An 11,755-nucleotide genomic window follows, 5' to 3' on the forward strand; every position below is an offset into this window, starting at 1 on the left:
AAGCTGCCCAATTCCACGACGGCTCGAAACGCCTGCAAATCGTTCAGATCGAAGTTGACGCCCACGAGCCATTCTCCGCATATCAGATGCGGGTATTTTGCATGACCTGCCCCAGTGCGCCCATCGAGGACAACACCCGGTTGCGGGCAGGTGGAAGCGCGCGAAACACAAAAGGCCCCGTCCGGATCACTCCAGAACGGGGTCCTTGCTTCCCACAACCACTCTCGTAACCAGCATGTATTCCACTGAGAGGTAGCTTACGGAAAATGGATAGGGAGAAAAGTCGGAGACCGCACCAAACTGCACCGACTTTTCTCGGCGGGTTGGATCGTATGCCATTCCCGCGATGAGGTTTTCCTCGATCGAGGTAGCTTTGCCCGCCGACCGATGCGGTCGATACGCAACCAGTTGAAGCGCGGTGCCACATGAAGCTCCGAAGATCGAGCCCGTATTTGCAACCTATGGCGTCAGTACTGCCTGACGTGTATAACGCGTAAAAGTGGTTTAGCTGTGACACGAATAAATGGCAAAATACCTGCATAGCGCGTAAAATAAAGATAGCTGGATCACAGGTACACGCAATGAACCAGACTATCGTCACTGCCATGCAACTGGGTCAGATATTACGGTCGGCTCGCCGGGCGAAGAAGCTTTCCCAAGCGCAGGCCGCGGCGCGCGTGGGGTTGAGCCAGAGCCGGCTATCCGCGCTTGAGCTGGACCCGGCGTCCATCACGACCGAGCAACTCCTGGCTCTGTTGGGCCTTTATGAGATCGATCTCGCCGTGCAGTCACGCGCAACGGCTGCGCGATCCTCCGCGACCGAGTGGTAACGATGGGACGAAAACCGCACTCGAGAACACTGTCCATCTGGTCCAACGGCATGCGCGTTGGTACCTGGCGTCTCCAGGGTCAGGGCGCAATGGAACTCCAGTACGACGAGCACTGGATGCAGTCGCCTGCCGGCCGGCCGCTGTCGCTTTCCTTGCCGTTCGGGTTCGACAATTCGCCCCTGAAAGGCCCGCGAGTCCGCAACTTTTTCGAAAACCTGTTGCCCGACAGCGAGCAGATTCGACGACGGCTGGCCACACGATTCAGGACCGAGTCGCTGGAAGCCTTCGACCTGCTCGAGGCGATCGGGCGCGATTGCGTCGGCGCGGTCCAGTTGCTTCGTGAGGATGCCGTGCCGGAAGGGTTCGACCGCATCGAGGGCACTCCTTTGACGCCCGACGAAGTCGCTCGGAAGCTCACCCGTGCGGTTGCCGCGAACGGCCCGGGCCGCGCGCAAGACGATGATGACGACGATTTCCGGATCTCCCTGGCAGGCGCCCAGGAAAAGACCGCATTCCTGCTGCATGAAGGGCAATGGATGGTGCCCCACGGGGCGACGCCGACCACGCACATCTTCAAACTTCCCTTGGGTTTAGTTGGAGCCAAGAAAGCCGACCTGACGACGTCGGTCGAAAACGAGTGGCTCTGCCTGCAGTTGTTGAGGGCCTTTGGCCTTCCGGTGCCTGACAGCGAAATCCTGACGTTTGGCGACCAGAAAGTGCTGTCCGTCAGTCGCTTCGACCGTCGCTTGCATCCATCGGGGCACTGGATCATTCGACTGCCTCAGGAGGATTTTTGTCAGGTGCTCGGCAATCCGCCGCATCTGAAGTACGAGGTCGATGGTGGTCCGGGCATGGTCGATATCGCGGGCTACCTGCGTCAGTCCGTGCGTGCCGAACATGACCTGGAAACGTTCCTCACCACGCAGATACTTTTCTGGATGCTGGCAGCCCCCGATGGTCATGCAAAGAATTTCAGCATTCACCTGCTTCCCGGCGGACACTTCGAGCTGACTCCGCTGTACGACGTCATGTCGATCTGGCCTGTCGAAGGCAATGGTGGCAACCAGTGGTCGTGGTTCAAGGCCAAGATGGCCATGGCCGTGGCCGGCAGAAATCGACACTACCTCATGAAGGACATCCAGCGGGCTCACTTCAACGCCATGGCGGCACGCTGCTACTACGGCCCGAACGCGGAACCCATCATCACGCGCCTCATCGTTGAGACGCCAAAGGCGGTCGAGAAGGTATCGAGTCTCTTGCCTGACGGGTTTCCGGCGAAGGTGTCGGACCGGATCTTCAAGAGGCTTCAGAACTCTGCTGACCGTCTGGAGGCGATGCCGACGGGGCTCTGAAGCAGCACGCGTCATTTTTCAGCGCGGTGGAGCGGCAGTGGCAATACGTCGTTCCCGCATCTTGCTGGTGCGTCGTGCGCCGTCGTGATCCAGGAATTTTGAAATAAAAAAGCCCCTTCGTCCGCAGACGCAAGGGGCTTTGAGCAAACCGAGTATCGATTTACAGGGCGGCGTCCTTGAGCTTCTTCAGCGGGCGCACTTTGAGTCGAACGGATGCGGGTTTGGCGGCGAACCACTTGTCCTCACCTGTGAACGGGTCCTTGCCGAAGCGCTTTTTCTTCGCGGGGACGTCCTGAGCGACGACCTTCAGCAAGCCGGGCAGCGTGAACTCCTTGGCGCCCTTCTTGTGAATCGATGCGAGCAAGGTCTCTTCCAGGGCTGCCATTAGCGCCTTTGCGGCTTTCGGCTCGACGCCAGCGCGTTCAGCCAGGTGCACCGTGAGCGACGCTTTGGTGAAGGAATCCTTGATCGGTTTAAGTGGCGTGACTGCCGCCGTTTTCGCTACGGGCGCTTTCGCCTTCGTCTCAACGGGAGTGGCTGCCTTTTTCGGGGCCTTTGCTGCAGGTTTCGTTGCGCTTGCTTTTGCCATGACTTCCTCATATTCAAAGGTTTGGCCTGAGACCTTTGCCTTTGCATAGTCATCGACTTACGCAAAGGTCGAATCCCTCAGGGTGCCGCTAGCGTAGCAACCCAATGATGAAGTTGCAATAAACGAAACCCTGATAACAGAGGCTTTTCGGCCGACACAACGCAAAAACAGCGACCTGTACCCTTCCAGGCCGCGTTGCAAAAGCGCGGTGCAGCACGCTTCGCAAATTCGCGCGTCGCTTTCGTCCAATCTGGAATCAAGCGGGGGAGAAGGATGGCTCAAGCGTTTGCCGCAGTCGTACCGTAGTGCGATGGCTGGAAAGGCCCAGCAGATTGGCGACCTCTTCGTCGGTACGGCCCGCATGGAGATGCCGGCGCGCGTAGGTGTTTCTCAACAGTCGCGGACTCATGTCTGCCGCCTTGATATCCAGCGATTCCAGCGCAATCCGTACGCATTTCCCTAGCGTGTCATCCTTCATTGGTTTGCCGGCGGCGGTCGCAAAAAAAAGCCACTCACTTCGACAAGGCAGTTTCGCTCGTGCGTAGTGGTACTCCCGCAGAACGTCGAGCGAGAAAGCTTCGAGTGGAACTCGGCGAGCGATCCGCGGGCCGCGCTTTTGCACCAGCACGTCCGGCCGGATGCCATGAATATCAAGGTCGGAGACGCGCAGGTGACGGCACTCGGCGGCGGTGATGCCGGCGCTCAGAAGCGTCGCAACAATGGCTGTATTGCGCAGCGATTTGAAGCCCGCCTCCCTCCGCGACACGCAAGCCGTTTGCAACCGGCGATCATCGGCAAGCGAAAGGTAGATTGGCGTGGGTTCGTCCTCGGGCCATGACTCCGAAGCGAGCATTTGAGCCGCCGGATTGGCCAAGCGCAGTTCCATGGCGACCAGATGCCGAACAAACCGGTCGATCAGCTTCAGATACCTCAGGCGTGTCGTTGTGCCAGGCGCGCAGTCTCTCGCGAGTTCTTCAAAGAATCCGTTGATGTGATCTGATCCGAAGGTCGTTGGGGCCTGGCCTTGGGCGATGAGGAATCGATTGAAGCGCGCAAACATCGCGCAGTGTTGGACGATGGATTGTTCGGCGAAAGCCCGGCGGTCGGCGCCGGCTGCTTCGGTGCGTTGCCATTGGGCATACGCTGCTTCAGGATCGCTCGTCCAGAGTGCCAGGGTCATAAGTCGATATACTGAATTGGCATTCTCGTCAGAATACGCGAAGCTCGCGCTTCGTCAAAACCAGTTGCCAATAACGTGTGTGCATTCGCCTCCCCTCTCTGCTCAAACGACAGTTTTTGTGGCTCAACTTCAGTTTTGTCCAAGCGTCTGCGCCACCAGCCCTCTAAACCACCTGTGTCCCGCATCGTTGTGATGCCGTGCGTGCCAGAATTGCTGGACGGTCAGATCGGGAAGCTTGATCGGTAGCGGAAAGACATCCACGTCCGCGAGCCGCGAGAACAGGTCCGCGAGTTCATCGGGCACGGCCGCAATGAAATCGGACGTGGCGACGAGGCTCGGCACGGCAAGGAGATACGGCACGTCGATGCCAACCCTCAGCTTCGTGCCGTGGCTCCGCAACTCTTTTTCGAGCAACTGGTTCGTGAGCGCGAGCGTGCCTGCCACCACATGCTTGCGCTCAACAAACTCTTCGAGCGTCATCCGCACCTTCTTGCGCGCCGCGCCTCCCTTGACGATGCCGACCAGCGAGCGCCTGAAGAGCGGCTGTTGATGCAGGTTCTCTCCCATCTTGCCCAGATAGCCGATCGCGAGATCCAGCGCACCGTCCTGCAGCGCGCTCGCGAGTTCCATCGACGGCAGTTGGATCGGCCTGAGCGTCGCGTTCGGCGCGCGCTTGCGCAGCGCCGCGAGCAATCGCGGCAGCAGCACGATCACGCCCATGTCGCTCAGGCACACGGAGAAGGCACGTGTGGTTGTCGTGGCGTCGAAGGCCTTCGCGCTCCAGATTTCCTCCTGTACCACCGCGAGCACATGCGCGACGCCTTCGACGAGGCGCTCGCCCACCGGCGTCGGCGCCATCACCGAACCCGCGCGGACGAACAAATCGTCCTGAAACAGCGTACGGAGTTTCCCTAGCGCGTGGCTGACGGCGGGCTGAGTCAGTCCGAGACGCTCAGCGGCCCGGGAGACGCTCCGCTCCTCGTCGAGCGCCTGGAGGACGTACATGAAATTGAGATCTGGCGATGCCATGTATGAACTCGATTCATTATGGATATGAAATTCATTGTATAGATTTATAGAGATATCGCGTTTAACTTCGCATCCAGAGTGAATAAAAGAGGAGATGGAAGTGCTGGATTGCGACGTAATCATCGTGGGCGGAGGCCCGGTCGGGCTGTTCCTCGCCGCCGAGCTGGGGCAGCGCGGAATCAGCGTCGAGCTGTTCGATGCGAAGAACGGAACGAGCCGTCATCCCGCGGCCAACGCCAACAGCGCGCGGACCATGGAGCACTTTCGACGCATCGGCATTGCGTCGGAGATTCGCTCGCTCGGCTTGCCGCCGGACTATGCGCCGGACATCGCATACTTCACGTCGATCGCCGGTCATGAACTGGCACGGCTGCATCAGCCAGCTTCGCGCGATGCGATCGAGTGGGCCAGGGGACACGCCTTCACGTGGCCCACGCCTGAGCCGCCGCATCGATGCTCGCAGCTCTACGTCGAGCCGGTGCTGCTCGACGCGGCGCTAGGCAACGCCGCGTGTCAGGTGCACTTCGCATCCCGCGTCGTCGGGATTTCGCAGGGTGACGAGTCGGTCAGCGCCACGGTCGAACTCGATACAACCGCGACGCCCGCCGCCGGGACCCGCACCGTGACCGCGCGCTATCTGATCGGCTGCGACGGTCCGCGCAGTTTCGTGCGCAAGTCGCTCGGCATTCGCCTCGAAGGCGTGGCAGGCGAGAAGCGCGAATTCATGGGCGGACAGATGGATGCCGTCTACTTCTACGCGCCGGATATCTATCGTGTGAGCGGGCGGCGTCCCGCGTGGCAATACTGGACCTTCAGCCCGACGCAACGCGCGCTGATCATCGCGGTCGATGGCGCGGGCCACTTCATCATGAACGTGCAGACGCGCGATGGCGAAGCGCCCGACGCCGACAGCGTGAGGCGGCGCATCGCCGAGGCGATCGGTGCCGACATTCCCTTCGAGGTCAAGAGCACATCGACGTGGACCGCAGGCTTCGCGCTGGTCGCCGATCGCTTCTCGGCGCAACGCGTGTTCCTCGCCGGCGATGCCGCGCATCTCTTCACGCCGACGGGCGGCCTCGGCTACAACACCGGCATCGACGATGCGGCGAACCTCGCGTGGAAACTCGAAGCGATGATCAAGGGCGTCGCGGGCGAAGCGCTCGGTGCGAGCTACGAGGCGGAGCGTCGGCCGGCCGCGTTGCGCAACACGGCATTTGCCCGGGGTTTCGCCGATAGCATCGGCTACGTCCAGCTACCGGCTGCCGCCTACGAGCCGGGTGCAGCGGGCGATGCGGCGCGTGCGGCGGTCGGCGATTACCTTGCCTTTCACGCCACCGCCGAATTCGTAATCCCGGGCGTTCATCTCGGCACGCGCTATGAAGCATCGCCGCTCGTCGAAGCGGAGGCTGGCTCGCCGCCACCCGATTCTGCGAACCTTTATTTGCCGACCGCGAGAGCCGGGCATCGTGCGCCGCACGTGTGGCTCGCCGACGGCCGCTCGCTCTACGACCGCTTCGGTCAGGGATTCACGTTGCTCTGCACGAAAGCCTCCGACGCGCATATCGACGATTCGGCGTTGCAGCGTGCCGGCCGCGCGCTTCCCCAACTCGCCGTCGTACGCATCGACGAACCCGAAGTCGCGCAGGCCTACAAAGCCGCCTTCGTGCTGATTCGTCCGGATCAGCATGTCGCCTGGCGCGGCAACGCGCTCGACGGTGAGTTCGAAGCAGCAGTCCTGCGCACGACAGGGCATCGGCACGAGAAAGTCACACCAGCGCCGACAGAACTAGCAGCAACGAAATAGTTTCGCAACCCAAGCGAACGCATTCATTGGAGACAACACCATGCACGTTCAAGCCGTTGCACCGCAGCGCGTCGTCGACGATTCGAAGACTTCGCCGCTGCAAGTGCTCACACTCGTCCTTTGCTTTCTCGTCGTCGCGGCGGACGGCTTCGACGTCGCCTCGGTCGGCTATGTCGCGCCGCTGCTGAAATCGGCGTGGTCGCTCACGCCCGCGCAACTCGGGCCTGTCTTCGGCGCGGGTTTGTTCGGTCTGACCATAGGCAGCTTTCTGTTCGGGCCGCTCGCGGATCGCATCGGCCGCAAGCGCGTCATCGTGATCTCGCTCGTGCTGTTCGGCGTCGGCAGTCTTGCTTGCGCGTACGCCCCTTCGGCGGGATGGCTCATCGTATTGCGCTTTCTCACGGGCGCGGGCCTCGGCGGCGCGATGCCCAACTCGATCACGCTTTCGTCCGAGTTCAGCCCGCCCCGCAGCCGGGCGATGCTCGTCACGCTGATGTTCTGCGGCTTCACGCTCGGCCTCGCGGGCGGCGGCGCGGTCGCGGCGCTACTGATTCCGGGCTTCGGATGGCAGGGCGTGTTCGTCTTCGGCGGCGTGTTTCCGCTGCTGCTCGCGCCGGTCATCTGGCTGTGGTTGCCCGAATCGCTTCGCTTCATGGCCGGCAAGCCGCGCTATGCGAACGAGGCGCGCCGCGTGATCGAGCGCCTGACGGGCGACGCGAACACGCCGTTCGAAGCCGTCGTGCCCGAAGACGCGAAGCACGTCGGCGTCCCTCAAAGCGTGGTCGGCACACTCTTCAGCGCGCGCTACCGGACCGGCACGCTGCTCCTCTGGCTCGCGTTCTTCTGCACGCTCTGGGTCTATTACCAGGTCAGCAGCTGGCTGCCGACCGTCATCACCGGCGCGGGAATCGATGCGTCGCATGCGGCACGCGTCGGCGCGATGCTGCCGCTCGGCGGCACGATCGGCTCGCTCGTCAACGCGCGCTTGATGGACCGCATGAATCCGTTCTTCGTGCTGGCCGGCTCGTATGCGATCGCGGCGATCTCCATCGCGTTCATCGGCTTCTCGATCAACGAACCGATCTGGGTCTACGTGACCGTCTTCATGGCAGGGCTTGGGCTTTCGGGTGCCCAAACCGGCGCGAACGTGCTGGTCGCGGGCTTCTATACAACGGCGGCGCGAGCCACCGGCGTGAGCTGGGCGCTCGGCGTGGGGCGCATCGGTTCGATTATCGGCTCGATGACGGGCGGCTTGCTGCTCGTCGCATTTCACTCGGTGACGGCGGCGTTCGTGATGTTCGCGGCGCCGGTCGTCGTCGCAGGTTTGGCGATGCTCGCGAATGGTTGGGTGTATCGCGGGCGGAACGCGTAGTGGCAGACACATCAATCTTTTGAAGGGAGAAGGACATGCGGTTCGTGAATTTCATGAAGGAAGGACGCGCGACGCTCGGCGTGCGCGATGGCAACGATGTGCGCGTGCTCGGCACGGAACCGATGGAATCGGTACTGGCGCGCGGCGTCGATCTCGTGCAATGGGCGCTCAGTCGCGCGAGCGAAGAGAAGCAGCCGATGGAAGGTCTCCAGTTGCTGCCGCCGCTGCAGCGTCCGCCGAAGATCCTGTGCGTGGGTCTCAACTTCGCTGACCACACGAAGGAAAGCAACTTCGAGCAACCCGCTTACCCGACGCTCTTCCTGCGCGTGAATACGAGTCTCGTCGCGCACGACCAACCGATGATCCGCCCGGCCGTGACCGACTCCGAAGGCCTCGATTTCGAAGGCGAGATCGCGGTCGTGATCGGGAAAGGAGGCCGTCACATTGCGAAGGACGACGCGCTCACGCATGTGGCCGGCTATTCGCTCTTCAACGACGGCTCCGTGCGCGAGTACCAGTTCAAGACGCCGCAATGGACAGTCGGCAAGAACTTCGATGCGACCGGCGCATTCGGTCCGGACCTCATCACGCCCGACGAGCTTCCGGCAGGCGTCAAGGGATTGCTGCTGGAGACGCGCGTCAACGGCGAAGTGGTGCAGTCGGCGAACACCGACGAGATGGTCTTCGATGTCGCGTCGCTGATCAGCATTATCAGCGAGGCGATCACGCTCGAACCGGGCGATGTAATCGTGTCGGGCACGCCGTCGGGCATCGGCTGGGCGCGCACGCCGAAGCTGCTGATGAAAGCGGGCGACGTGTGCGAAGTGAGCGTCGAAGGGATGGGCACGCTCTGCAACGTCATCGCCGACGAGCGGCCGATCCGATGACATGGAGGCATCTCATGGCAGGTTCCGCCATACCATCACCGGGCGCTAGTATTCATTCGATCGATCATTTCACCCTCAACGTTCCATCGCTCGCCGAAGCCGAGCGCTTCTTCACCGCTTTCGGGCTCGATGTCGCGCGCGCGGGAGCGCACGCGAACGAACTGGAGTTGCGTGCCGCCGATGGCTGGCGCTGGGCGCGCATCCTGCCAGCGTCGAGCAAGTCGCTTACTTACCTGAGCTTCAATTGCTTCGACGACGATCTCGTCGCGATTCGCGCTCAAGTGAGATCGGCGGGCGCGACGTTCGTCGCGGGACATCTCGTCGGCGACGACGCGGGCGTCTGGTTCCACGATCCCGACGGCAACCTGATTCAGGTCAAGGCGGGAGCGAAGACGAGCCCGTCGTCGAAGACATCGCACCCGGTCGAAGGAACGGCGGCAAACACGCGTGGCAATTGCATGCGATCCGAAGTGAAACAGGTCAGGCCGCGCCGGCTTTCGCACGTGCTGCTGTTTTCGCCCGACGTGCTGCGCGCAATCGACTTCTACGGCAAGGCGCTGGGCCTCCGTCTCTCCGACAAATCGCTCGACATCATCGCGTTCACCCACGCGCCGCACGGCAGCGATCACCACCTCGTCGCGTTTGCCAAAAGCAGCGCGCGCGGCTGGCATCACGCTGCGTGGGACGTCGACGACGTCAATCGCGTGGGCGAGGGCGCGGCTCAGATGGCCGCCGCCGGATACGCGAAGGGGTGGGGCACGGGGCGCCATGTGCTCGGCTCGAATTACTTCCACTACGTCGAAGACCCGTGGGGCTCGTTTAGCGAGTACTCGGCCGACATCGACTTCGTCTCGGCGGGATACCGCTGGCCTGCGGGCGATTTCGCACCGGAGGACTCGTTGTATCTGTGGGGACCGCCAGTCCCGGACAACTTCGTTCACAACACGGAGGCGTGACGAGAGAAGACCGGCCTTAAAAACATAACCAGACAAAGGGATGGAGACATGAAACACAGGATGATGGCGGCAACGGCCGTGCTCGCGTTGAGCGGCGCCGCTCACGCGCAAAGCAGCGTCACGCTGTACGGGATTCTCGATACCGGCATCGAGCTCGTGACGCACGCCGGTCCGACGGATGACAAGGTGATCCGCATGCCGGGCATTACCGGTTCGGTGCCTTCACGCTGGGGCCTGCGCGGCACCGAGGATCTAGGCGGAGGCTACGCGGCGATCTTCACGCTCGAAAACGGCTTCAACACACGTTCCGGTGACGTCAATCAGGGCGGGCGTCTGTTCGGCCGTCAGGCGTGGGTGGGCGTATCGAGCCGCTACGGCGCGTTGACGTTCGGTCGTCAGTACACGATGTCGTACTGGGCCATCGTCGATGCCGATCAACTCGGGCCGGACATCTACGGCGGCGTCGGTTCGATCGACGCGTATATTCCCAACGCCCGCAGCGACAACACCGTCGCCTACAAGGGCACGTTCAGCGGCGTCACGGTCGGCGGAACGTATTCGTTCGGCCGCGACTCCGCCGGGACCGGCAACTCGCCGGGGCAGGGCACCTGCGCCGGTTCGATCCCCGGCAACTCGAACGCGTGCCGCCAGTGGTCGGCGCTCTTGCGCTACGACGCGAGCGCGTTCGGCATCGCGGCGTCGTACGACGAGCAGCGCGGCGGACCGGGCGCTGCAGCCAACATCTTCAACGGCATCGCGCCAATCCCGCTGACCAACAGCGGCGACAAGGACGCGCGCACGCAACTGAACGGCTACTTCAAGGTCGGCCAGTTGAAGGTCGGCGGCGGCTGGCTCGGACGTCGCGTGGAGACGGTGTCGCTGACGCTCGCCGACGTGCGCACGAACATCTTCTATCTCACGGGTACGTATTACGTGACGCCGGCCGTGGTGGTTGATGGGGGCGTGTACCGCACCATCGACAAGGATCAGGACACCCGCGCGACGATCACCGCCTTGCGCGGCACTTATCTGCTGTCCAAGCGCACGGGCGTGTATCTGCAAAGCGGCTACGTGTTCAACAGCGCAAAGGCGCGCTACACGCTGAGTCAGGGCGGACCCGGGACGACACCCAACGCAGGCGTCGGCCAGCTCGGCGTGATGGCGGGCATCCGGCACTCGTTCTGACATTCGACGACAACAACCAGGAAGAGATGGATGAACGCATCATCGAATTTGCACTGCGCGCTTTCGGTTTCTCGACCGGTTTCGGGTTGGAGGGTCGTTGGGGTGAGTCAGCCTTAAGCGATGGCACCGGGTGGGCGGAGCTTCACCGGGCGGCACAGCAGCGATTGAGACAAAAAAGAACGATCGTTTTCGCTGCATGTAACGTTTCTCATTTTGCATGCTCAATGCTCTCGTGGCCCGCGTGAGCATTGAGCCTAGCGTAGACGCGCCCTTTACAGCACGCTACTGCATCGCGCCGCGCCGCTTGATTTCTTTCCCTGCGTCGCATATCAGCTAACCAATCGATCTGCCCTGAAACAATTCGGAATTTATTCGTAGCAGCATCGCTAATGGGACTTATCCGCGGATTAAAACGCGGACGGTAAAGGCGCGCAAACGGTAAACCGATTTTTCATGCACAGGCTCGACGGCGATCAGCCATGCGGCCACCTTTGTCTTGTCTGTTCAAAACTGAATCAAATTCGACTGCAGCCTCTCCGTACGATCGGTCACACGCCGGTGAAGCCCTTTA

Annotated in this window: 11 protein-coding genes; 7 read left to right on the top strand and 4 right to left on the bottom strand. The window is 62.0% G+C overall.

Features of this window, described 5'->3' with window-relative positions; translation table 11 throughout:
• Positions 1-218: hypothetical protein (locus AWB65_RS37395; protein ID WP_143281822.1), on the bottom strand; the 218-nt coding region annotated here is incomplete at its 3' end.
• 363 nt (positions 219-581) lie between these two features.
• Between AWB65_RS37395 and AWB65_RS33055 the strand changes: the two genes are divergently transcribed.
• Both AWB65_RS33055 and AWB65_RS33060 read left to right on the top strand, forming a co-directional pair.
• Entirely contained in the window at positions 582-830 is a 249-nt protein-coding gene (locus tag AWB65_RS33055; RefSeq protein ID WP_087671028.1) for a helix-turn-helix domain-containing protein, read from the top strand.
• Between the two features lie 2 nt (positions 831-832).
• Positions 833-2,182 carry a type II toxin-antitoxin system HipA family toxin gene (locus tag AWB65_RS33060; RefSeq protein ID WP_087671029.1) on the top strand — a complete coding sequence of 450 codons (1,350 nt, stop codon included), beginning with the start codon at positions 833-835 and terminating at the stop codon, positions 2,180-2,182.
• Positions 2,183-2,342: 160 nt separating this feature from the next.
• Here the strand turns inward: AWB65_RS33060 and AWB65_RS33065 are convergent, their stop codons facing one another.
• The 3 genes from AWB65_RS33065 to AWB65_RS33075 all read right to left on the bottom strand — a co-directional run bounded on the left by AWB65_RS33065 (position 2,343) and on the right by AWB65_RS33075 (position 4,980).
• A complete protein-coding gene (locus AWB65_RS33065) occupies positions 2,343-2,771 on the bottom strand; it encodes an HU family DNA-binding protein (RefSeq protein WP_087671030.1) in 429 nt (142 codons plus the stop codon).
• Between the two features lie 256 nt (positions 2,772-3,027).
• The gene (locus AWB65_RS33070; RefSeq protein WP_087671031.1) at positions 3,028-3,951 is read right to left on the bottom strand and encodes a tyrosine-type recombinase/integrase; all 924 of its coding nucleotides are present in this window, start codon (positions 3,949-3,951) and stop codon (positions 3,028-3,030) included.
• A 129-nt stretch (positions 3,952-4,080) separates the two neighbouring features.
• Positions 4,081-4,980 (bottom strand): LysR family transcriptional regulator, encoded by a 900-nt coding sequence (locus AWB65_RS33075; protein ID WP_087671032.1) that lies wholly within the window; start codon positions 4,978-4,980, stop codon positions 4,081-4,083.
• A 100-nt stretch (positions 4,981-5,080) separates the two neighbouring features.
• On the opposite strand from AWB65_RS33075, the gene AWB65_RS33080 reads away from it, so the two are divergent.
• The 5 genes from AWB65_RS33080 to AWB65_RS33100 are packed head-to-tail and all read left to right on the top strand — an operon-like array spanning position 5,081 to position 11,184.
• A complete protein-coding gene (locus AWB65_RS33080) occupies positions 5,081-6,784 on the top strand; it encodes an FAD-dependent monooxygenase (RefSeq protein ID WP_235008014.1) in 1,704 nt (567 codons plus the stop codon).
• Positions 6,785-6,824: 40 nt separating this feature from the next.
• Positions 6,825-8,156, top strand: a complete 1,332-nt coding sequence (locus AWB65_RS33085; RefSeq protein ID WP_087671034.1) for an MFS transporter — start codon at positions 6,825-6,827, stop codon at positions 8,154-8,156.
• Between the two features lie 35 nt (positions 8,157-8,191).
• Positions 8,192-9,043 carry a fumarylacetoacetate hydrolase family protein gene (locus AWB65_RS33090; RefSeq protein WP_087671035.1) on the top strand — a complete coding sequence of 284 codons (852 nt, stop codon included), beginning with the start codon at positions 8,192-8,194 and terminating at the stop codon, positions 9,041-9,043.
• Positions 9,044-9,057: 14 nt separating this feature from the next.
• On the top strand, positions 9,058-9,999 hold the full coding sequence (locus AWB65_RS33095; RefSeq protein WP_087671036.1) for a VOC family protein: 942 nt from the start codon (positions 9,058-9,060) through the stop codon (positions 9,997-9,999).
• Positions 10,000-10,047: 48 nt separating this feature from the next.
• Complete coding sequence (locus tag AWB65_RS33100; RefSeq protein WP_200821862.1) at positions 10,048-11,184, top strand: porin; 1,137 nt, start codon at positions 10,048-10,050, stop codon at positions 11,182-11,184.
• The last annotated feature ends 571 nt before the right edge of the window (positions 11,185-11,755 follow it).

Origin of the sequence: Caballeronia humi, from assembly GCF_001544475.1 — a bacterium.
Lineage (GTDB): Bacteria > Pseudomonadota > Gammaproteobacteria > Burkholderiales > Burkholderiaceae > Caballeronia > Caballeronia humi.